The sequence below is a fragment of the Bdellovibrio bacteriovorus HD100 genome (assembly GCF_000196175.1).
Taxonomy (GTDB): domain Bacteria; phylum Bdellovibrionota; class Bdellovibrionia; order Bdellovibrionales; family Bdellovibrionaceae; genus Bdellovibrio; species Bdellovibrio bacteriovorus.
Genome location: NC_005363.1, coordinates 1,569,667 through 1,590,528, shown reverse-complemented (window position 1 = coordinate 1,590,528; position 20,862 = coordinate 1,569,667). Strand labels below are relative to the sequence as shown.

Below are 20,862 nucleotides of genomic sequence, written 5' to 3'. Positions count from 1 at the left end.
AAGGTTTTATTATGATTTTAGCCGTTTCGCGTTACCAAAACCTAGGATAGACTAAATAAATCTATGATTACAGATCTTCTGAAAGACCAAAACACTCTGCTAGAAAAGATCAATAAGACGATCCCCAACAGCGTCTATATTTTCGACCTGAACGAGGTCAATATGGTGTGGTTCAACGACCGGGTGAAGGATCTGTATGGCTACACCCTGGCCGAGCTTCGCGCCCTGGGACCTGAGTACTACGCAAGATCCATGCATCCGGACGACATCCCGGTCTTAAACGCCGCCATAGAAAAGTCCCGCACTCTGAAAGAGGGCGAGGTTATTTCCATTGAATACCGCTTCAAAGATCACAACGGCCAGTACCATTGGATCAACGATCGCATCACGCCGTTTTCCCGCGACGACGACGGCAATGTCGCCACCATTTTGGGAATTGCCACCGATGTCGACGACCGCAAAAGTTATGAAGAGACTTTAAAAAAGACCATCGAAAAGATGAACATGTCCCTGTCTGCCGCCAATATGGGCACCTGGGAGTGGGACATTGAAAGAAACCGCCTGCAGTGGGACACGAAAATGTACGAGATGCATGACGTGCCGGTGCTGCCGGGCTTGAACCCTTTGGATGAAGTCTGGAAGCGCGCCATTCGCGAGGACATGGAAAACGTCAATCGCCGCATCCAGGAAGCGGTCGACAACCGCCAGGATTTTTATGTCACTTACCGGGTGACTCATTCCAACCAGCAGATTCACCACATCAAATGTTATGGCAAGTTCATGAGCAACACCGGAGCCCCGCGCATGTACGGTGTGGCCTGGGATTCCACGGAAGAAATCCAGACCGAACGCGAGATGGCCGAAGCAAGAGCCAAGCTGATCTCTTCGACCAAGATGGCTGCGTTGGGGGAAATGTCCGGCGGAATCGCGCATGAGATCAACAATCCCCTGACCGTCATCCAGGCCCGCGCCTTTCAGCTGCAGCAAATGGTGGATGCCGGCAAAATGGATCCCGCAAAAATCAAACAGGCCGCCGAAAGCATCAGCCGCACCGCTGACAAAATTGCCCGCATCATCAAGTCCCTGCGCTCGTTTGCACGGGAAGGAACTTACGATCCGTTTGAAGTTGTCCCCTTAAAACAGATCATCGAAGAAACCCTGGAGTTCTGCCGCACCCGTTTTTACAACCACGGCGTGGAAATTGAGGTCGGTGAAATTGATCCGGAACTGGAAGTGGAATGCCGCCTGATTCAGCTTGAACAGGTGCTGCTGAATCTGCTGAATAATTCTTTTGATGCCATCAGCGATTTACAAGACAAATGGATTCGCATCAAGGTGACAGAGCAAGTCGACAGCATCGAAATCCGAGTGATTGATTCCGGCAACGGAATTCCGGAAGCCATCGCAGAACAGATCATGCTGCCCTTCTTTACAACCAAGGAAGTCGGCAAAGGCACCGGCCTGGGTTTAAGCATTTCGGCAGGGATTGTGAAGAGTCACAAGGGGGAACTTATTTTGGACCGCCAGGCCCCGAACACGACTTTTGTGATTCGTCTGCCGCGCTGGCAGGAAGAAGAAGCCCTCAGCTATTGACAGCGCGAGCACACACCAAAGAAATCCAGGCGATGGGCCACTTGTTTGTATCCCATGGCTTCGACCATTTTGATGTGCTGATCCAGATCGCAGATATGCAAAGGCTCCACACGCTGGCAGTGGCGGCAGATCACGTGATGGTGATGGTGACCGGATTCCAGCGTCAGCTCAAAACGCGCAACACCGTCCCCGAACTCCAAACGGGAAACAAGGCCACCTTCTTCGAACTTTTTCAGAATACGATAGATGGTCACCAGATCCATGCCGTCGGATTTATCGTCGATCTTTTTAAAGATCTCATCGGCAGAAATAGGCTCTGGGTGATGCAGCAGGATCTTCAGCAATTGACTGCGCTGCTGGGTCAGTTTCATCCCGGCCTTACGCACCCTCTCGTTCAGAGAGTCGATATCAATGTTCTTCCGATCATGGCTGCACTTTGTCATACCCTAGGAGATACACCAAATGCCGGCCAAAATCCACTTCCCGGGCAGGAAAATTCACTTTCGGCGGTCTTCCAGGGCGTTTAAGCCGTAATAGGTGTAGCTCAAAGCCGATATAATGGGGACGAAGAAAAAAGCCAGGGGGATATATGAGAGGAGCCCTAATAAAAGCCCCATCAGGTACAGAGAGCCGGACTCCTCGGATTCAATGCTTTTGCGCTCTTCTTTGGAGGCATAATCCTGAAGCACATCGTACAAAAAGACCTTTTTGTTCAGCCACGCTGTCAGTACCAGCGGCACCACCAGCTGAAATCCCGGAATCAGCCACAGAGGCAATGTCAGCATAAAGGCCACCACAAACAAGAGCGTGGCCATCACCGTGTTCCAGACACTTCCCGCCAGAGTGCCTCCCCGGCGCTTTTCAAGACTGCGGAAATCCTGATCGCCGACCCACTTCAGCACGACCGGCATCACAAAAATCGATACAATCAGCACCGAAATCACATAGGCCAAGGGAATAAAGGCCATCACCAAAAACAGCATCGCAAGCCACAGGGAAAGGTCGGTCAAACCGGTGGCTTGCTGCACCCACTGAAAGCCCCAAAGATTTCCGATAACGCCGGCAATCCCCACAGTCCAGGCACTCCAGTAAACAATGAACAACACAAGCAGCGCCAGCACCGTGGCTAGCGGCGGTCCCAGAATCAAAAGAAACATCCTGAGTCGCAGAAGAGATTCAAAGGCCTGTTTCAGAGAGCGAAAAATGTTTTTCATATCCTGATTTTTTCTCTTTCCGATGCCACTGGCAAGTGCTTCAATAGAGCCATTATGCGAAAAACCATCCATCTTTTCCGCCACGGACTCACCGACTGGAACTTGCAGCTTCGCTTGCAGGGACACACAGACATTCCTTTGAACGAAGAGGGCCGCCAGCAGGCCCTGAGTCTGCAATTGTTCTTCCGCGACAATCCGGTTGAATTCTTTGTCAGCAGTGACTTGCAGCGTGCCCAGCAAACAGCCGACATTGCCAATCACCATCTGGCAAAACCACTGCTGCTGCAGCCGGGCTTTCGTGAAGTCAATATGGGGAAAATTGAAGGCATGACCCGCGAAGCCGTGGCTAAGGAATACGGGCCGCAAGCCTGGGAAAAATGGGTCTCCGTGGACCGCAAACATTTTGATTTCGCATTCCCGGAAGCCGAAAACACCTGGGCCACCGTAGAGCGCTTTTCCACGGCTTTAGCCGCCTTGTGCGAAGAACATGACTTTGACAGAATCGGCCTTTGCACCCATGGACTGGCGATGCGCCGGTTCCTGCATTCGTTGCGACCGGACATCACCGAAAGCCTGCCCACTCCGAACTGCGTGGTTTACACGGTGGAGTGGGACTGCGAACTGAAAAAATTCTATTTTAATTCATAACGGGTCAGATCCAGGTATCCGAAACTCACCGGGTCTGATTTTCTCATCGCGACGTGCATGTCATCATAGAAAGACCAGAACTTGGCATTGCTGCGGCGAAGGCCGTAGCGAGTGACCAGATTCTGATAGTCTGCCGCGGATTTCATTGCGCGCACCTGGGTCACAAACGCCGCCAGCTCATTTTCTTTCACATTAAAGATCATATTCGGATAAGAACCCCACACCCCTTCACGCACGGTCAGAGTGTCGCTTTCAGGGTCCATGCGCAGCGACTCCCCCAGGATCCAGGAAATATTTTCGTGCTCTTTATTGTGAATGAGCGAGTAGATCTTCAGCCCCTTGGGTGTTTTGATATTGAGCAGTGCCAGGTCCGGGAAGAACCGGGAAAACGGTGTGGCCGCTTCGGCTTTCACTGCCGCGATCTTGCGAAGTTCTTTATCCAGTCCCTTCACTTTCCACTGCCCCTGCATGCTGTCCGGGATTTCCAGACTCTTCCAGTTGATAAGGTCCCAGCCACCACGCACGGTTTCGTTCTGATGGAAGAACAACACCTTCTGCACAAACTGCTTTTTGGTGTTGTTGTCCTCGTTGAATTTAATCCCGGTGGGAACTGCGGAACCCACTGTGGGGTAAACATAGGACATTTTAGCCTGGGTCAACAAACCACGATACCAGGACCGGCGATAGCTCAGACGCTCTTCCGATGGCAGGAAGGTCAGGAACAGCTCTTCAGCCTCCATGCGGATCATGTCCATGTACACCCGAGTCAGCAGTTGATGAGACACATTGCCAAAGACATCAAAGTTCACCACCAGGTTGTAGACCAGGCGTTCAAACAGCGGGTAATCCAGCATGAAGACGGTCTTCGACAAATCCCCCACAGCGCCTTTCATCACCACGGCATTGTCATCATGGCGAAGCACGGTCAGAGTGGCATTGGGGTTAAAGCCCCCGCCATCCCAGACGTCTTTCAGGGTGTAACCTTCAGGACGAAGCTTCGCGAGTTCTTCGATGCGAAGCTTGCGATAGTTTTCCCGGTGATCGACCAGTTTTTTATAAAACAGCGGCGTTTCTTTAATATCAACATCACTGCCCCAAACCCCCGGCATCATCAAAAGCCCGGCGGCCTTGTCGGCGTACTTTTGCGACAGCACCATGTTGTCTGAAGACGGATTCAGGAAGAACACATAGAACTGCTCCTGAATGGAGTTCACCGCCATGCTCCCGTTACACACCGGACCTTTAATAAAGGTGCTCACCTGGTACTGGGCATCGTCGAGCAGAAACTGATAGCGGGCCTTCACCGGAATGTCTTTGAACGCCACAAATGGATTTTCAGCCACACCCGACTCATAACTTGGCAGCGCTGAAACTTTCCAGCCCTCGGCCAGGAAAAGCTCTTTATAGCGGGCCATCTTTGCCGGACTCCATTGGTATGGGATGTGGGTCTTTTTCACCACCGTGCCGGGGAACTTCTTAAGACAGTACCAGAACTTTTTCATTCCCGGGTTGTCATTGGGACGACGAGTGGCGATCTCTTGAATACCCTGGGCGCAGGACTGCTTTGAGCGCACCAGACGGAAAAATTCTTCCGGCTTTTCCGGGAAATAAATATGCGCCAGGAAAAGATGCTCGTAAAGATAGCGGCTGACCAACTGGTGACGAAGACTTTCCTGGTTCAGGAACTCTTCCCATTCGTGCACCTGAGTCTGCAATTCGACAGAGGGAGTATTCTGGCGCTTGAACTCTTCTGCATCCGGACCGGGACTGCCGGCTTTCACCCAGTCCTTCAGGGTTGCCAGCTCTGACGGGCTCAGGGCCGGAAATCCGTAGGGCATGCCCAGTTCCGGGGAGTTTTTGGCCAAAAGCTGATAGTCCGTCATCGTCTGCGCGCAGACGTGAGTATCCGCGACCTGCTTGGTGATCACGGCATCTTTCGCTGTGGCGCGTAGCTGTGTGATCTGGAAAAACAGGTTTTGGTCAGGATCTTTACTGGTGCTGACCTCATAGAAACCACGTTTTCGCCACTCGTCTGCATGGGCATCAATCCAAAGACGTGAGGGCTCAACACTTTTTAAGCGAGTGCCATCATAGACGTTTAATTTGTTCGCACCCCTCTGAAAACCCTCAAAATTCTGCAGATTCAGCTGGCAGGGAGCATTAAAACAGCTGTGGCAGGCCAGACAGCGATTGTCAAAAAGCGGTTGGATTTTGCGGGAATAAAGAGTTGCTTCAGCTACGGCGCCAGATGGCGCCTGCGCTCTGCCCGGCAGAGCCGGAGCTTCAGCTTGCGTGCCTGCCGGCACTCCAGCACTGCCGGCGGGGGCCGAGGCACTGCCCGCTGCCGCCGAAAAACAAACTACCAGCATCAGAATGAATTGCATAAAATGGGACTCCCTGTGTATTCTGCAAATATAAAACTCTTTCTTGCTTAAAGGAAAGATAAAGACGAGGTCGCTTATGCAAAAAATTCCGTTCCAAACAGTGCAAAATTCTATCGATAAAATCTGCAGCATCACGGAAGAAAGCGACCTGGAAAAGGCGTCCCAGCACCTTTTTGAAGTTCAGCCGGATCTTGCCGGCTTCTTTATGGAGTTCATTGAAGACATGAGCGAAGGCGCTCAGGATCTGGGCTTCATGATGGCGTTGATTCTGAACCGTTCTTTTGAAGAGCAGTATCAAAATCTGCGCGCCATGAACGAAGATGAAGTGATTGAGCGCTTTGAAAAGAACGAAGCTGAGTTTGAAAAATATCTGCAGATCAACGACGACATGATCGCGGACCTTCAGGACAAAGCCGCTCAAGCCGGTCAGCCAGAAATTCTGAACTACATCATCGAAGAGCTGTTCATGTCTCCGGAACTGGAGCCGGCTTTGGAAGCCAATGAGCAGGTTCACCTGTTCATCGTGTGCAAGTTCTTCGTGGATTGTCTGAATGACCTGGCCAACGAAACGGCCCCGGAAATGATCCGCCACTAGAACTTTCAATTGGCTTTGAATTCCCAAGGCGTCTCACTCTGAGACGCCTTTTTTTTGGCTTGCCGCTTGCACTCTTAAGCGGCATGAAGCTTCTCTTCCCGTTGCTATTTGTTTTCAGTTTGTGGAGCCTGCCTTTTCAGGCTGGCGGTGCCCCTTTGTGCGCCGAGGTCTTCCAAATACAGGCACCCAAAGAGATCATCTGGGGAAGTCTTCGCACAGAGTTCAAACACCACACCCGCTACACGGTGGAACTGAAACAAAACACTCCGATCAAAAATCAATGCAATCTGGGGACCTGCCACCTGCACTCGTGGATGTCACACCTGGAGCGAAACTATGAACAAAAAACCGGACAAACACTGACACTTTCAAACGAATACCTCAGCGCCCGCCACTGGCTGGAGCGCAGTCTGCAGCGCCTGGAAAAGCCATCCAAAGAAGTCGATATCAAACTGGGAGCGGGACCGCTGTTTTCACGGGAAAGCATTTTGGAATACGGTCTTTTGCCAGAAGGCGCCTGGAAACCGAAATCCGATTTTATGCTGAATCCGCAGGCAAAGAAAATGTCAGAGTTCCTTGAAAACATTCTGGTGCGCACCCAGTGGCAGGCTGACAAAATACAGGAAGGCCCGGCCCGCGAGGCCCTTCTTGAACAAGGCCGAAATCAAATCAAAGATCTTTTCCGCCAGATGGTGGGAGAAATGCCGGCACAGTTTGAATTCCAGGGAAAAACCTGGACACCGAAAGAATTTGCCAAAGCCTACTTCGAATCCTTTGAAGGTCCGATGCTGCAGATGGTGATCAACAACAACCGCAAGGCCGCCACCGAGTTCACCAGCACCAAACAAGGCGACAAGCTGACCACCTCTGTCGACCTGGTTGAAAGCACCGCACGGGAGCTTTTGGATAACGGCCAATCCGTGTACCTTTCCTACGACCATCACGCCGAGTACGTGGATGCGGCCACCGGAATCATGTCCATTCGGGCCTTCCACATACCGGCTTATGCCCGCCCCGCCACTCGCCAGATGCGCGAGGCCTTTGACACCAACCGCGGCGGCCATGCTGTGCAGATCGTGGGCTACGAACTGGATCCCCGCACCGGCCGCGTGGTCAAATGGAAGATTCGCAACAGCTGGGGCACCCACAAAGGTGATGAAGGCCACTACCACATGTATGACGATTACTTCCGTGCTTTTGCAAAATCCATCACTGTCCCGGAAGCGGTTCTAACAAATATCCAAATGTAATATGCCAAACCCGGCGGTGATATTTGATTTTCCTGCCCTTCGGGGTTGCCATGAAGGAATTCAGGAGGATCCGTCATGGCACCAACAACTGATCTGACCAAAACACTTTTAAGCGTTCTGTTTATGGGGCTATTGGCGGCGATTTCCCTGTGGGTGCTGCTGCCTTTTCTGCCCGCGATGATCTGGGCCGCCATGATTTTCATCGCCACCTGGTCCACACTGCTTAAACTGCAGCACAGATTCAACAACAAACGCTTTCCCGCAGTCCTGACGATGGCGCTTCTTATGACGGCCCTGGTGATTATTCCGCTGACTGCGGCGTTGTTTTCGCTGATCTCAAATCGGCATGTGATTGTTTCAGGCCTGCAGGATCTGGCCAACACTCAACTGCCACCCGCACCGGACTGGCTTGAAGATGCACCCCTGCTTGGCCCGCGCATTGCGGCCCGCTGGAATGAACTTGCGGCCACCGCCCCCCAGGATCTGATTGAAAGAGCCAAGCCCTATATCCATCAGGCTTTTGAATGGATTGTCGCCAGTGTCGGCAGCATCACCATGCTGGTGGTACACTGTATTCTGACGATCATCATCGCTTCGATCTTCTATTCCAATGGAGAAAAGATCGCCCAAGCCTGCCGCACCTTGACCCGTCGTCTTGCCGGAACTCGCGGCGAAGAGGCCCTGCAGCTGGCCGCCCAATCCGTGAGGGCCGTGGCCATGGGGATTGTCGGCACCGCCCTGATCCAGACAGCACTTGGCGGCTTGGGAGCCGGGCTTGCCGGAGTTCCCCATGCGGGACTTCTGACAGCGGTGATACTGATTTTCTGTGTTGTGCAACTGGGGCCATTGCTCCCTTTGCTTGGCGCCGTGGCCTGGCTCTATTCACAAGAACAGAACACCGCGGGAACAATTCTTTTGGGCTGGGCCGTGGCGGTGGGCCTGATGGATGGCTTTGTTCGCCCGATTCTCATTAAGCGCGGAGCAGATCTACCCGCCGTCCTCATCACTGTGGGCGTTCTGGGGGGAATGATTTCTTTTGGGATCGTGGGCCTTTTCATAGGACCGGTTGTTCTGGCCGTCACCTTAAGACTGTTAAGCGCCTGGATGACGGACAACTCCGAACCCACCGTTTTCAAGCGAGCTATTGAAAGAGCCCCCGCCCCCACTTTACCGCCGGAGATCAACCACTAGCTCCGGCGGCGAAACTCTGCCCCGCAGTTTAAAATCTTGCCGCGGACATCTGTGATGATTTCACCCGAACCGTCATACCCGCCATTCCACGACAGTGTTCTGCACACTTGCGACAAATGTCAGCGCACTTGAGGACGATCGGATCTTCCGGGAACTTTTCACACTCCAGGGTCGTGCGCGCACAGATCTGAAAGCACAGCTCGGCGGCCTGAGACGCAAAATCTGCTTCCACCATTTCCATCCGGGCGTGCAAGTCACAGGTGTCGGCACAAAGCTGCAACAGCGACGCCAACTCGGTCTGCGCAAAGCGCATGCCCTGCTCCTGGACGTGATTGAGCGTCTCCAGACACACACGGTAAGTCGTAAAGCAGAAGTTGATACCCTTGGCTGTATCACTGTCCTGCAAAGGGTTCGTTCTCATGAAAGCCTCCTAAGCTCGTGGGTTTTTCTTGGTGGATGATGAAACGTTCTGAGACTCGCGATTTTCGGATTCTTCCTCGCGGTGGTCGGCAGAGTGATCCATCTGTTTGCTGCGACTGCGCTGATGTTGAGCCTTCAAAGCCCCGTCAAAGCGCTTGCTTGTTTGACTAAAACCTTTGTTTTTATGATGACCAGACATGCTAGCCTCCTTGGTTCAAAAGTTCCCTTCTAGGATAACAAAGTCATCAGACACCCGCGTAGCTCAACCCCTGATTTGTCGGCGGAAGTGATAAAAATCAGACGGCCCTCTGCTTTAGTATGTCCTCTGACATGATGGAAAAAATATACCAAACAAGGACAAACCATCTCTTGTCCAAACCTTGCGCCGGACACAAAGAAACTTGTCCGGGAATCTTCAATCCGCCCCGCAATTCTGATTGAATCGCCGCGGAATCTGGTGGAATCAGGGTCCATCAAACAAACCAAAAGGAGACTTTATGAAAAACGTATTCGCTATGATCGCTTTGTTGATTTCTGCTTCCGTGGCATCCGCTCACACAGCTGACACTTCCTGGGAAGTTCTTATGGCTGACACCAACCTGAAGATCGACGCACCTGTTGTTTTCATGGGCCACGCAGTTGACTACACTTTCGTGTGCGTTGACGGAAAAATGCTAAGAACTAAAAAAGCCGTTGCTCAAAGAGAAACCATCTTCATCGGCAAAAACCGCTCTAAAGAAGTGATCACTGGTTACAAATACCTTTACACTCCGATCAACTACACTCGCACAGTTTCTGACTGCAAATACATCGGTAAAAACCGTGAAGTTTGCACAGACAAAGTTGTCTCTGGCACTTACCCACTGACTGTGAACGTGAAAGTTTCCAAAAAAATGAGCTCTCGCAATGACACTTACAAATTCTTATTCAACAAGGCTTTGACTGTCCCTTCCTGCCACTAGTCTGCATTTTTAACCCGGGGCTCCTCAACGAGCCTCGGGTTTCATTTTTGAAACTTGCCAAACGCCGACGCCCCCAATACGTCATCTGGAAACAAGCGAGGTCGTGCATGCAGGAATCCACCGCATCGATTCAGGATCAAGTCAGCCAGGACATTGGCCGATTTTTGCAACGTCATAAAGATCCCCGCAAGGGGCTGCTGCAGTTGTCAGCCAAGACCCGCATCCATACAAAAACACTGAGACGTCTGGTTTTAAAAGAGCACAACCCCACCTATCAAACCCTGTACAAGCTGTATTCCTGCCTGATGGGAACCGCGGATCTGGGGCAAATGCTGAATGCAGCACCCGCCTTGATTCAGGAAAAGCTCAGACGCACCGACCCCCAACTGAAGTCCTCCCCGCTGCACAAGTACAATGTCATTATCGAGCAGGAACTGATCAAGGACCCGTGTTTTTCTGAGCTTTATGTCCTTGCAGACACAAGGCCTTTTGACCTCAAGTTCGTCAAAAGCCGTTTTGGCGAGTACGGCCTGGATGTCCTGCAGAAGATGTTACAGCTCAATGTGCTGCGCCTGCTGGAAAACGGACGCTACGCTCTGGGCAGCAACCGGTCGACCTTTTCTGCCGAGGCCATCAAAGCGGTGGGACTGCGCCTGACGGAGAAGTATTCCAAACCCGCGCGCACCGACGAGAACTATGCAAATTATATGAATCTGTTTTTTGAATCCATCAACGAAGCCACCTATCGCAAGTGGCTCGATATCGATGTGCAGGCATTCCAGGACAAAATGCGCCTGCTGGAAGATCCTTCTTCGCGGGGATCTTTGCCCATATTTATGTTTAATGTGATCGACACTCTTCAGGAGCCCTCATGAAGCACTTTATCAGCCTACTTCTACTGATCATTTTAGCCGCCTCACAGGGCGCTGCCCGTGGTGGTGGCTCGGCCGGCGGTTCCGGGAATTCCTCCCCAAAAAATGGCAGCAACAAATAGCCAGAATCACCCGTTTGGTGCAGGGCAATTTCCTTCTGAAAAAAATGTTCTCATGTTTTTCATTTTTGCCCTCTTGAGGATCCCTCTTCTTACCCAATTCCGAGGACTGGGTTTCACTCAAAGCTGGGTAATTCGACAATAAACATTTAAAAGATTCAACAGGCGAACCGACAAGTTTCGCATGTTTAGAACCACTGTTGCCACGTTGCCCATTTTGTTGTTTTCATTTTTTGCGCAGGCTGCGCCAAACACCCTGACTTATCAGGGACGGATTCTTAAGTCCGACGGAACTCCGCTGGAACACAACAACGTCAGCTTCCTGTTCGAGATCAAATCCGAAGACGGCCTGTGCGTTTACTATCGTGAACAAAAAAATGGCGTCAACATGACGAACTCCAAAGGGGTCTTTGACGTGCCATTGGGAACCGGCACAAAACTTTTCCCTACCTCGGGCAGCGTGGGACTGAAGGAAGTTTTCGACAACTCCACCACTTTGGATTGCGCCGACGCGGGTAACAATGTAGCCAGCCAAAAAGGCCCCGTGGCCAACCAGTCCCGCCGTTTGAGCGTGCAATTCCATGACGGCACAGGCTGGATGCAAATCAGTCCGGACAATGAGATCCGCTCTGTGCCTTATGCGCACTTTGCATCGTCTGCCTTGAAACTGGGAAATTATTCTGCCACGGACTTTGTTCGCACCAACACGCTTCCGGGTGCGGCTTGCTCTGCCGGACAGGTCGTCTTTTTTGACGGCACCAACTTCACCTGCGTCACGGATGCGGGGGGAACCGGAGTTGTTTCAGATGTTCTTGCCGGCACGGGTGTTTCTGTCACTGGAACAACCACAAAAACGGTGGCCGTGAACTACGGCACCACCGCCGGAACCGCCGCACAAGGCAACGACAGCCGCATCACGGGTGCTTTCCAGACCTCCACCAACCTGGGCGGTGATCTGAGTGGCACCCTTCCCAACCCCACCGTGGCCAAGATCCAGAGTGTGAGTGTGGCTGCCACCGCGCCCCAGGCAGGACAAGTTTATCGCTATGGCACGACCGAGCTTGAACCCGTGTTTTTTGGCGTTGATGATCTGCGCACCTCTGCGGGGCTTGCACAGTTTACAACATCTTGTACGGCCTCTCAGACGCTAACTTGGTCCGCGGTGACCGATGCCTTTGCCTGTTCAAACATCACAGGCCTGGATGCCGGGGTGATCACGACAGGAACTATTGATGCCGCCCGCTTGCCTTCTCCTGCTTTCCCTTTACGTGGCTCCGGGGGCACGGCGGCCCAACCGAGCTATTCCTTCACCTCAGATACGGACACTGGAGTTTTCAGCACAGGCAATGACTCCATTTCAATTGGCACCGGGGGCACAGCCCGCTATACCATCACAAACAAAAGTCATCGTCTGGGCGACATGGGCTCTGGAACAAACAGCCCCTCGGGCTTTGCTTTTGATTCACGCTATTACGGCGGCAGCAGCAGCTATCACACCGGACGCTTTACAGTCAGTGGCAGCAACACTTTCACCGCCAACTCCAGCATCACAGGGCCTGCGGCCGGCATCACAAATTCCGTCTCGGGCACTGTCGCTGTGGGTGGTGATCAGGGCGCGTTGGACGGGACCAGTTTTATGAACGTCTCGGGAGGCTTTACCGGATCAGCTTATGGCGTTCGCGGCACAGTCACACTCAGCACTCCCAGCTCTGTCCCTGCGACGACTGTTGCGGGACTGCAAACAGGTCTTTGGGGACTGGTTAAAATGGGCAACATTGAAAACCTTCCCGCCGCGCTTAAGGTCAACGCCATCACCTCGGACTTTCTGTTAGATGGCGCTGCTGGCAAAGGAATTACGGTGGATCAAGGAGCCGGTTTGGAAATCAGATCCAGCATTTCCTCGTTCGACACTTTAAATCAATTCACCGGGATTGTGATTCGCTCTCCAACTGGTACGGGCACGATCACCAATAAATATGCGATGCTGACAGAAGCCAACGCCGGCTCAGTCGGCATCGGCACCCTGACGCCGGCTTACATGCTGCACGTGAATGGCACGGCTGGTGGCACATCCTGGGCCAACACTTCGGATCGCCGCTTTAAGCGCAATATCGCAACGATTGACTCAAGCCTTGAAAAAGTGCTGCAGCTGCGCGGGGTGACCTATGACTGGAGAACCGACGAATTCCCGCAAAAGAACTTTGAAAATGGCCAGCAAGTGGGTCTGATCGCCCAAGAGGTTCAATCCGTATTCCCGGATGTGGTCACGAAAGACAACGAAGGATTTTTAGCAGTGCAATACGCGAATTTAGTGGCGCCGCTGATAGAGGCGATGAAAGAGTTCCATGCAAAATGGAATTCAGAGAATGAAGCTTTGAAAGCTGAGAATGCAGCACTTAGGCAACAAGTGAATTCCCTGCAAAAATGGGCCTGTCAACAGGACCCGAATGCAGAGTTCTGCCAGTAACTCAGAGTGGTCTGCGCGACTGGATTTGAACCAGCGACCTCTTGCACCCCAAGCAAGTGCTCTACCAAGCTGAGCCACGCGCAGACGACCCCAATATCGTACAAAGCCATTTAACTTTACGGCAAGCAGCTTTTTGGACCTTCCATGCATAACAAACAGGAACCGTCTAAAACAAAAAAGGCCTCGTAAGAGGCCTTTTTCTTTTAAAACTATTTGAAAATCTGACGGACTCTGCGGATGTCGAGGATCAGATCCTCCACCGCTTCGTTGATACCCTCAAGCTTGTGGTAAACTTGGGTCATATCTTTTTCTTTTCTAACGTGAGCTTTCAGCTCTTTCATCGCGTTTCTTGCGCCTTCGATAGAGAAGCGGTCACGGTGCAGAAGCTTTCTGATCAACAGCGCGTTTTCAACATCTTTACGAGTGTACATGCGCTGGTTGTTAGAGGCTTTTTTCGGACGAAGAACTTCAAACTCTGTTTCCCAGTAACGAAGAACGTATTGTTTGATGCCCAGGATCTCAGCCACGTCGCCGATCTTGAAACCCATTTTGTCCGGAATGGCATTGATTTCTTCCAGAAGCTTCTCATCACACAGCATCGCCGGGATGGAAATCGGAGTCGCCGCCGTCACAGGAACGGAAGTGGCTTTTTCGGTCTCTTCGACAAAATCAATATGATGATCCCCTAGCGACAGCTCGGAGCTGTCAGCTTCCAGGGACGGATTACTCATTGTCGTCGTAGTCATCATCATCGTCCTCATCTTTTAAGTGAGCGTACTCTTCACCGTTCAACATCGCCTTCAAAACCTGAGACGGACGGAAAGTAAGAACACGGCGTGCAGAGATCTTGATCTGCTCCCCGGTTTGCGGGTTGCGACCAATACGCTCGTTCTTGCCACGAACAACGAAATTACCGAAACCAGAAATCTTAACTTTTTCGCCATCTTGAAGAACAGTCTTCAAGGTGTCGAAAACAAGTTCCACCAATTCAGAAGCCTCTTTCTTGGAGAAACCGATCTTCTGATATACGTTCTCGACGATATCGGCCTTAGTCACAGTTGATTTACCTAAGTTCTGGCCTGCCATAATAGTCATTCACTCCATTAAAATTCTTCAAGTGCTACATAAAATCGTAACAACTAACTGAAAACAATCAAGAATTTATCTCACAGAAAGGTCAAAATTCTTCTTCAGACTCTCTAGAATCTTGGTTGTTGTCTCGTTAATCTGGGTTTCTTGCAGTGTGGCATTTTTATCCTGCAGCCAAATACGAATCGCTACGGATTTTTTGCCTGCTTCCATCTTCTCGCCTTCGTACAGGTCAAAGACGTCCACGTTCAGAAGCAAACCTGCTCCGGCCTTGCGGATGTCTTTCAGGACATCGCCGACTTTCAGGGCTTTTGGCATCACAAAGGCGAAGTCACGCTCCACGATCGGGAACTTGGACACGCTTTGGATGCGGTATGGACGAGGCTGACCTTTATAAAGCTGATCCAGATCCAATTCGGCCAAAGCCGCAGGAACGCGGATCTTATTGTCTTCAAGCAGAAGCGGATGAAGTGTGCCGATGAAGCCCACTTTCTTACCTTCCACCAAAAGCTGTGCAAACTGCCCTTGATGCAGGAACTCCGGAACCTCGGACTTATTCGCCGGAGTCACCCAGGTGTAAGAAGAGATATTCAAAGACTTCAAAAGAACTTCAACTGCCGCTTTAAGTTCATAAACAACCGGATAATCCAGGGATTTGTTCCAAAGGTTGCTTGCGCGACCCCAGATAGCCATCCCGGCACGGCTGCCTTCCGCAAAACTTCCGTCATCCTTAACAAAGAACGTGCTGCCGATCTCAAACAGACGACCCTGCATGTTGCCGGAGTGGAAGTTATGGTTCAGGTTTTTGAACAGACCAAAGCTCAAGGAGCTTCTCATCACATCCATTTCCTCATTCAGAGGATTCAAGATGCGGATTTCCTTTTCCGTGGCTGCCAGACCCGTCGCTTTCAAGGCCTCCAAAGAACCCAAGAATGCTTTTTGAGCTTTGGAACCAACAAAGGCAAAGTTCACCGCTTGCTGGAAGCCCTCACCACGCAAAAGTTCGCTGGTGGTACGGTTCAACATGAAAGTCTTGTCCTGGAAGCTTGGAGCTGCCGCCAAAGCCGGCAATGCCTCTGGAATATGCTCATACCCGTTCAGGCGAGCGTACTCTTCAACCAGGTCCATGTCCTGTTCGATGTCGAAACGGAAGGTCGGAGGAAGCACCGTGAAGGTCTCGCCCTTTTTGTTGATTTCACAACCCAGACGTTTCATGAAGTCGACGAATTTGTGCTCTTCAGCTTCATAACCCAAACGGTCAGAAACCGTTTTGATGGTGATATCCACCGGCGCTTTTTTCACCGGATTTGGATAGAAGTCATGATGATCAGCATAAGCTTCGCCACCCGCCACTTCCAAAATCAAAGCCGCGGCACGGTTCAAGCCGCGCAAAGTTCCATCTGGATCCACACCACGGGCAAAGCGGTAAGAAGAATCCGTGTCGATACCGTGCGAACGTGAAGTTTTACGCGCACTCATCGGCAGGAAGTAAGCCGCTTCCAGGAAGACTTCGGTCGTGGAATCAGAAACGCCCGAGTTTTTGCCACCCACAACACCCGCCAGACACACCGGATGGTTCACATCACGAATAGTCAGTTCAGCGCCGTTCAGAGCGATTTCAGTTCCGTCCAGAGTGATGAATTTTTCACCAGCGACGGCACGGTCCACGATGATTTTTTTTCCGTTGATGAAAGCCGCATCAAAGGCGTGCAATGGCTGACCCAGCTCCAACATCACGTAGTTTGTCACGTCCACGATGTTGTTGATGGAGTTCATGCCCACGCTTTCAAGGCGCGCTTTCAACCAGGCAGGACTTGGTCCCACTTTCACACCCTTCAAGAAACGACCCGCGTAACGAGGGCACAGATCGAAGGCTTTGACGTCCAATGCAATTTCAGACTTGCTGGATTTGCCATTGGTTTTAAGCTCAGAGGAAGGCACTTTCAGCTCTTTACCGAACAAAGTGGAAACCTCACGCGCCAAACCGAAGTGCGACAGACAGTCTGCACGATTCGCCGTCACTTTCAGTTCGAAAGTCACGTCGTCATAACCGCCGTATTCCGCATAAGCTTTACCCACCGGAGCATCCGCAGGCAAAATCGCAATGCCTTCCGATTCCGTCGCCAAGCCCAGCTCTTTCAAAGAGCACAGCATGCCGGCAGAATCCACACCACGAACCGCTGATTTTTTAATCGCAAAATTGCCCGGCAATACAGCCCCCGGCAACGCCACGATCACACGGTCACCCGCTTTGTGGTTTTGTGCGCCACACACGATCTGGTGAACCACACCTTCGCCCGTGGAAACACGACACAGGGAAAGTTTATCCGCATTCGGATGCTTGTCTTTTTCAAGGATGTGACCAATCACCACGTGATTGAAGTCTTTCGCGCGATTGGTGATTTCTTCAACCTCCAAACCGCCACGGGTCAAAGCTTCCGCCAGCACTTCCGGCTTTTGGAAGAATTCGGTCACATCAACATAATCATGGAGCCATTTTAAACTGATCTTCATTTTACAAACTGCCTTAAGAATCTTACGTCGTTTTCAGGGAACAAGCGGATGTCTTCGATGCCGTACTTGATGATGGCCATACGCTCAACACCAAATCCGAAGGCAAAGCCCTGCCACTTAGGATATTCAATTTTTGCCGCCTGGAACACTTTCGGATTCACCAGACCGCAACCGCCGATTTCAATCCAGCCGCTTTGTTTGCACAAAGAACAGCCTTTGCCTTTACAGATCGGGCACGAGCAATCCACTTCCGCAGAAGGCTCGGTGAACGGGAAGTAACTTGGACGGAAACGAGTTTTCAGACCCGGACCGAAGAACTCACGCACGAAGAAGCTGATGGTGCCCTTCAGGTCCGCCATGGAGATTTTCTCATCCACGCACAAAGCTTCAATCTGATGGAAGTTCGGCAAGTGAGAAATATCGCTGTCACAACGGAACACCGGGCCCGTCCCGATCACACGCAATGGAAGCTCTTCATTTTCCAAAGAATGGATTTGAATCGGAGACGTGTGTGTTCTTAAAACGTGGGTTTTGTCGACGAAGAAGGTGTCGGCCATGTCACGTGCGGGGTGATCCGCCGGAATGTTCAGGGCTTCAAAGTTATAATAATCCTTCTCGATCATCGGACCTGTGCGGATGCTGTAACCCAGACGGGACATCACGGTGAAGATTTCTTCCACTACGATATTCACCGGGTGCGCGGTCCCCTTTGGCTGGGAGAACGCCGGCAGAGTCATGTCGATTTCCTCCGCCGCCATTTTGGCAGAGATCTCTTTCTTTTTCAGAGCGTCTTCTGCTTCGGTGTAAGCGGCCTCCAGAAGCTGCTTCACTTCATTTACTTTTTTACCAAACAGAGGCTTTTCCTCTTTCGGCAAAGAAGCCATTTCTTTCATGATTTCAGTCAGGGACCCGCTTTTACCCAGGTACTGAACTTTCAGATCATAGAGGTCTTTGGAGCTGGGGGCCGCTTTAAAGGCCGCCAGGGCGTTATCTTTGATGGAATCAAGTTTGGTCGTCGACATAGGTTCTCAATATCCCTCCGGAGGCCCGTATTTTCAAGCATTTAGCTTTTACACACGGCGCAGAAAAGACTTGAGGTTTAAGGCCTTTAGACCTATGTTCCCCCGACTGCTATGGCCCATAAGAACAAGACCAACTACAGCCCGTATAAAGCCCGCCAAGAAGCCCGTCATGGGTCCAAAGGCGCTGGCGCACCTCCTGCGACCTCCAACATGGGCCGCCATAAGAAACCAGAGACGATCTATGACATCCATGAGGCCAATGACCGCCTTGCTGATGTCTTCCGCAATCACGGATTTGATCTGGTCAGCCACAGCCAAAGACAGCAACTGGCGCACTTTTACCGCCTTTTGATGCTGAATCAGGAAAAAGAGAACTTCACAAGACTTCTGAAACTTCGTGATGTGGCCATCAAACACTTCATCGACAGCATCATCATCATGAAATACACCGACCTGCAGTTCCCATTGCTGGACGTGGGCACGGGCCCTGGCTTCCCGGGAATTCCACTTAAAATCATGTACCCGGATCAACAGATCCTGTTGGGTGAAGGCGTTCAGCGCCGTGTGGAATTCCTCAAGCATGTCCGCAGCGAGATGAATCTTAAAAACCTCGACATTCTGGGCCGCAACATCAACAAACATTGCGTTTATCCGGTTCGCGGCGCCATCACCCGCGCGGTTGAAGATATCGGCAACACCCTGGGGAACGTGATGAGCTGCCTTGAAATCGGCGGCCGCGTTTACTTCATGAAAGGCCCCGGCGTGGGTCCTGAAATTGAAGCCGCCAAAAAAGACTGGGGCGAGTACTACAAACTGGTTCAGGACGTGGCGTATTCCCTGCCGCAAACTCCGCACGAACGCCGTCTGGTCGTTTATGAAAAAATCAAAAACATGCCTTTGCCGGAAGAAGACGAAGGCGAAGAGCTTTTGATGGACGAGCTGTCCAACGAAGAAAAAAGACGCTGGGCTAAGTACTGATGTCAAACTCCACCCAGAACACTTCATTGCAACTGGCACGTTTGCAGCACCGTAAAGGGGCGCTGCACGAGGCCCGTTTATTGAGTGAAGAAGCCATGGTGGAGGCTTCGGCCCGCGGACTTTCCCAAGACTGGATCGAGTCCGCCCGCCTGTACTTCCAATGCTGCCATGAACTGGAAGAGCTTTCTGAAGCTCAATCCGTGATTGATCAAACTCTGAAATTAAGCCGCAACTCTTCTGACGAGGGCCTTCAGGCCATGGCCGAAAACCTGATCGGCTCCTGGCTTTTGGCCAACGGTAAAATTCAAGAGTCCGAAGACTACATCAACTCGGCCATCGCCAAAGCCACGCAAACTGGCGACCTGGACACACTGGTGCGCGCCCTGTTCACCAATGCAATGACCCGCGCTTTTGAACCAGCCCACTTCCCGCAAAGCCTGCTGCAGCTGAACAAGCTCGACACCATTTTGGCTGAAATGGATAACGCCGAAATGCAGCTGACGTCCCGTCTGTTGCGCACACACATCTTCACGCAAACCGGCAAACTGGAAGCGGCGAATGATCTTTTGTGGGACTGCTATGAACAAGCCAAACTGCATGGCTTCCACCTGCTGATTTCCCGTATCCTGGCGCAAATGGCCCATGTGAACCGCGAACTGGGTAACAAAGAAGCTTATCGCATTTATGCAGAGTTGGCGCTGCGTGGAACGGACAAAGCCCGTCTGCCACGCGTTTATAAATTCATCCGTCAAATGTGCCCTGAAGATATTGTTCGCAATGCACCTCAGTTTGATTTCCAGATCGACGAGGCAGCACGCAGTGTTCAGGAGCGCACCAAGGGCCTGATTGACTTCCGCAATCAGCATATTCTTTTTGACCTGGCTTTATTGTTCATCAAAAAAGCCGGCACCCGTTATTCCAAGGAAGATCTGATAGAAATCATCTGGCAGCAGGCTTATGACCCTGAACTGCATGACAATCTGATTTACGTTTCGATCAAACGTCTGCGCGCCCTGCTTGAGCCTGACATGGAAAGCCCAAGATACATCTTGCGCGACCGCAAAGGTTATTACTTTAATCCGCAATCATCTGTGCACTTCAGACAATCGGAGGAAGCTACTTTATGAAAACACTCCTGTTAGTAATTCTCGCTGTTTTCAGTATTTCAGCCCATGCCCGCGGCCCGGGTGGTGACCCCGTCATTCCATGGCCAACGTTTGTTTCACTGACTCCGGTCACTTGCGAACAGCTCCAGGGCGACTGGGTGGCTTATGATCACAACTCCATCTGGTTTGTGAATCTGGAAATGCGTGAAGGCGACGCTCTGTCCACATTGCGCATCAAGTCCCATGCCCTGTTCACACACAAAGCCACCGGTTGGCTGGAGGCGGACGGTCCGTTGTTCTATGGTAAGATCGCCATGGATCCGACCCACTTCTATGACGTGATTGTCTTCAGAGACCTGGACGGAACCAAGATTCGTATCATCAAAGGTCCGCAGAAATACTTCGACCTGAAACTTTACCGCCGCGAGTAGGAACAGC

General features: G+C 51.6%; 20 protein-coding genes and 1 tRNA gene. 11 read left to right on the top strand and 10 right to left on the bottom strand.

Annotation, left to right across the window (positions count from 1 at the left end; translation table 11 throughout):
- Window positions 1–63: 63 nt before the first annotated feature.
- Window positions 64–1,593 (top strand): PAS domain-containing sensor histidine kinase, encoded by a 1,530-nt coding sequence (locus BD_RS07535; protein ID WP_011164132.1) that lies wholly within the window; start codon window positions 64–66, stop codon window positions 1,591–1,593.
- Here the strand turns inward: BD_RS07535 and BD_RS07530 are convergent.
- A complete protein-coding gene (locus BD_RS07530) occupies window positions 1,587–2,036 on the bottom strand; it encodes a Fur family transcriptional regulator (RefSeq protein ID WP_011164131.1) in 450 nt (149 codons plus the stop codon). The two genes, BD_RS07535 and BD_RS07530, sit on opposite strands and share 7 nt — an antisense overlap.
- 54 nt (window positions 2,037–2,090) lie before the next feature.
- The gene (locus tag BD_RS07525; protein WP_231839317.1) at window positions 2,091–2,807 is read right to left on the bottom strand and encodes an EI24 domain-containing protein; all 717 of its coding nucleotides are present in this window, start codon (window positions 2,805–2,807) and stop codon (window positions 2,091–2,093) included.
- 54 nt (window positions 2,808–2,861) lie between these two features.
- Between BD_RS07525 and BD_RS18325 the strand changes: the two genes are divergently transcribed.
- Window positions 2,862–3,455, top strand: coding sequence for a histidine phosphatase family protein (locus BD_RS18325; RefSeq protein ID WP_231839316.1), 594 nt, complete (start codon window positions 2,862–2,864; stop codon window positions 3,453–3,455).
- Here BD_RS18325 and BD_RS07515 read toward each other — a convergent pair.
- On the bottom strand, window positions 3,440–5,839 hold the full coding sequence (locus BD_RS07515; protein ID WP_011164128.1) for a fatty acid cis/trans isomerase: 2,400 nt from the start codon (window positions 5,837–5,839) through the stop codon (window positions 3,440–3,442). The genes BD_RS18325 and BD_RS07515 overlap by 16 nt on opposite strands.
- Window positions 5,840–5,915: 76 nt before the next feature.
- On the opposite strand from BD_RS07515, the gene BD_RS07510 reads away from it, so the two are divergent.
- From BD_RS07510 to ydiK, 3 genes are all read left to right on the top strand, one after another.
- Window positions 5,916–6,434 carry a hypothetical protein gene (locus tag BD_RS07510; protein WP_011164127.1) on the top strand — a complete coding sequence of 173 codons (519 nt, stop codon included), beginning with the start codon at window positions 5,916–5,918 and terminating at the stop codon, window positions 6,432–6,434.
- 83 nt (window positions 6,435–6,517) lie between these two features.
- Window positions 6,518–7,684, top strand: a complete 1,167-nt coding sequence (locus BD_RS07505; protein WP_011164126.1) for a C1 family peptidase — start codon at window positions 6,518–6,520, stop codon at window positions 7,682–7,684.
- A gap of 75 nt (window positions 7,685–7,759) precedes the next feature.
- Window positions 7,760–8,875 (top strand): AI-2E family transporter YdiK, encoded by a 1,116-nt coding sequence (gene ydiK / locus BD_RS07500; protein ID WP_011164125.1) that lies wholly within the window; start codon window positions 7,760–7,762, stop codon window positions 8,873–8,875.
- A 28-nt stretch (window positions 8,876–8,903) separates the two neighbouring features.
- Here ydiK and BD_RS07495 read toward each other — a convergent pair whose 3' ends face one another.
- The gene (locus tag BD_RS07495; protein WP_011164124.1) at window positions 8,904–9,296 is read right to left on the bottom strand and encodes a four-helix bundle copper-binding protein; all 393 of its coding nucleotides are present in this window, start codon (window positions 9,294–9,296) and stop codon (window positions 8,904–8,906) included.
- Between the two features lie 9 nt (window positions 9,297–9,305).
- Window positions 9,306–9,494 carry a hypothetical protein gene (locus BD_RS07490; RefSeq protein WP_011164123.1) on the bottom strand — a complete coding sequence of 63 codons (189 nt, stop codon included), beginning with the start codon at window positions 9,492–9,494 and terminating at the stop codon, window positions 9,306–9,308.
- Window positions 9,495–9,792: 298 nt separating this feature from the next.
- On the opposite strand from BD_RS07490, the gene BD_RS07485 reads away from it, so the two are divergent.
- From BD_RS07485 to BD_RS07475, 3 genes are all read left to right on the top strand, one after another.
- The gene (locus BD_RS07485; protein ID WP_050792908.1) at window positions 9,793–10,257 is read left to right on the top strand and encodes a hypothetical protein; all 465 of its coding nucleotides are present in this window, start codon (window positions 9,793–9,795) and stop codon (window positions 10,255–10,257) included.
- Window positions 10,258–10,364: 107 nt separating this feature from the next.
- On the top strand, window positions 10,365–11,132 hold the full coding sequence (locus BD_RS07480) for a hypothetical protein (protein WP_011164121.1): 768 nt from the start codon (window positions 10,365–10,367) through the stop codon (window positions 11,130–11,132).
- A gap of 300 nt (window positions 11,133–11,432) precedes the next feature.
- Window positions 11,433–13,715: a tail fiber domain-containing protein gene (locus BD_RS07475; protein ID WP_080558991.1), complete on the top strand. Its 2,283-nt coding sequence runs from the start codon at window positions 11,433–11,435 to the stop codon at window positions 13,713–13,715.
- A 7-nt stretch (window positions 13,716–13,722) separates the two neighbouring features.
- Here the strand turns inward: BD_RS07475 and BD_RS07470 are convergent.
- From BD_RS07470 to pheS, 5 genes are all read right to left on the bottom strand, one after another.
- Window positions 13,723–13,799, bottom strand: a tRNA-Pro gene (locus BD_RS07470).
- A 125-nt stretch (window positions 13,800–13,924) separates the two neighbouring features.
- Window positions 13,925–14,467: a MerR family transcriptional regulator gene (locus BD_RS07465; protein WP_226988101.1), complete on the bottom strand. Its 543-nt coding sequence runs from the start codon at window positions 14,465–14,467 to the stop codon at window positions 13,925–13,927.
- A complete protein-coding gene (locus BD_RS07460) occupies window positions 14,439–14,771 on the bottom strand; it encodes an integration host factor subunit alpha (protein WP_038451770.1) in 333 nt (110 codons plus the stop codon). Before BD_RS07460 ends, BD_RS07465 begins: the two co-directional genes overlap by 29 nt.
- A 105-nt stretch (window positions 14,772–14,876) precedes the next feature.
- A complete protein-coding gene (gene pheT, locus BD_RS07455; protein ID WP_011164115.1) occupies window positions 14,877–17,318 on the bottom strand; it encodes a phenylalanine--tRNA ligase subunit beta in 2,442 nt (813 codons plus the stop codon).
- The gene (pheS, locus tag BD_RS07450) at window positions 17,315–18,340 is read right to left on the bottom strand and encodes a phenylalanine--tRNA ligase subunit alpha (protein ID WP_011164114.1); all 1,026 of its coding nucleotides are present in this window, start codon (window positions 18,338–18,340) and stop codon (window positions 17,315–17,317) included. The genes pheT and pheS overlap by 4 nt, the downstream gene beginning before the upstream one ends.
- Window positions 18,341–18,451: 111 nt before the next feature.
- On the opposite strand from pheS, the gene BD_RS07445 reads away from it, so the two are divergent.
- Genes BD_RS07445 through BD_RS07435 form a run of 3 tightly spaced genes read left to right on the top strand, consistent with a single transcriptional unit; the run spans window position 18,452 to window position 20,855 of the window.
- Window positions 18,452–19,318, top strand: a complete 867-nt coding sequence (locus tag BD_RS07445; protein ID WP_011164113.1) for a 16S rRNA (guanine(527)-N(7))-methyltransferase RsmG — start codon at window positions 18,452–18,454, stop codon at window positions 19,316–19,318.
- Window positions 19,318–20,445: a winged helix-turn-helix domain-containing protein gene (locus BD_RS07440; protein ID WP_011164112.1), complete on the top strand. Its 1,128-nt coding sequence runs from the start codon at window positions 19,318–19,320 to the stop codon at window positions 20,443–20,445. The genes BD_RS07445 and BD_RS07440 overlap by 1 nt, the downstream gene beginning before the upstream one ends.
- Window positions 20,442–20,855 carry a hypothetical protein gene (locus tag BD_RS07435; protein ID WP_011164111.1) on the top strand — a complete coding sequence of 138 codons (414 nt, stop codon included), beginning with the start codon at window positions 20,442–20,444 and terminating at the stop codon, window positions 20,853–20,855. Before BD_RS07440 ends, BD_RS07435 begins: the two co-directional genes overlap by 4 nt.
- The last annotated feature ends 7 nt before the right edge of the window (window positions 20,856–20,862 follow it).

Bases quoted from the DNA above. Each gene is read 5' to 3' on its own strand.
- BD_RS07535 (WP_011164132.1), top strand. From the start codon at position 64: ATGATTACAGATCTTCTGAAAGACCAAAACACTCTGCTAGAAAAGATC.
- BD_RS07530 (WP_011164131.1), bottom strand. From the start codon at position 2,036: ATGACAAAGTGCAGCCATGATCGGAAGAACATTGATATCGACTCTCTG.
- BD_RS07525 (WP_231839317.1), bottom strand. From the start codon at position 2,807: ATGAAAAACATTTTTCGCTCTCTGAAACAGGCCTTTGAATCTCTTCTG.
- BD_RS18325 (WP_231839316.1), top strand. From the start codon at position 2,862: ATGCGAAAAACCATCCATCTTTTCCGCCACGGACTCACCGACTGGAAC.
- BD_RS07515 (WP_011164128.1), bottom strand. From the start codon at position 5,839: ATGCAATTCATTCTGATGCTGGTAGTTTGTTTTTCGGCGGCAGCGGGC.
- BD_RS07510 (WP_011164127.1), top strand. From the start codon at position 5,916: ATGCAAAAAATTCCGTTCCAAACAGTGCAAAATTCTATCGATAAAATC.
- BD_RS07505 (WP_011164126.1), top strand. From the start codon at position 6,518: ATGAAGCTTCTCTTCCCGTTGCTATTTGTTTTCAGTTTGTGGAGCCTG.
- ydiK (WP_011164125.1), top strand. From the start codon at position 7,760: ATGGCACCAACAACTGATCTGACCAAAACACTTTTAAGCGTTCTGTTT.
- BD_RS07495 (WP_011164124.1), bottom strand. From the start codon at position 9,296: ATGAGAACGAACCCTTTGCAGGACAGTGATACAGCCAAGGGTATCAAC.
- BD_RS07490 (WP_011164123.1), bottom strand. From the start codon at position 9,494: ATGTCTGGTCATCATAAAAACAAAGGTTTTAGTCAAACAAGCAAGCGC.
- BD_RS07485 (WP_050792908.1), top strand. From the start codon at position 9,793: ATGAAAAACGTATTCGCTATGATCGCTTTGTTGATTTCTGCTTCCGTG.
- BD_RS07480 (WP_011164121.1), top strand. From the start codon at position 10,365: ATGCAGGAATCCACCGCATCGATTCAGGATCAAGTCAGCCAGGACATT.
- BD_RS07475 (WP_080558991.1), top strand. From the start codon at position 11,433: ATGTTTAGAACCACTGTTGCCACGTTGCCCATTTTGTTGTTTTCATTT.
- BD_RS07465 (WP_226988101.1), bottom strand. From the start codon at position 14,467: ATGATGATGACTACGACGACAATGAGTAATCCGTCCCTGGAAGCTGAC.
- pheT (WP_011164115.1), bottom strand. From the start codon at position 17,318: ATGAAGATCAGTTTAAAATGGCTCCATGATTATGTTGATGTGACCGAA.
- pheS (WP_011164114.1), bottom strand. From the start codon at position 18,340: ATGTCGACGACCAAACTTGATTCCATCAAAGATAACGCCCTGGCGGCC.
- BD_RS07445 (WP_011164113.1), top strand. From the start codon at position 18,452: ATGGCCCATAAGAACAAGACCAACTACAGCCCGTATAAAGCCCGCCAA.
- BD_RS07440 (WP_011164112.1), top strand. From the start codon at position 19,318: ATGTCAAACTCCACCCAGAACACTTCATTGCAACTGGCACGTTTGCAG.
- BD_RS07435 (WP_011164111.1), top strand. From the start codon at position 20,442: ATGAAAACACTCCTGTTAGTAATTCTCGCTGTTTTCAGTATTTCAGCC.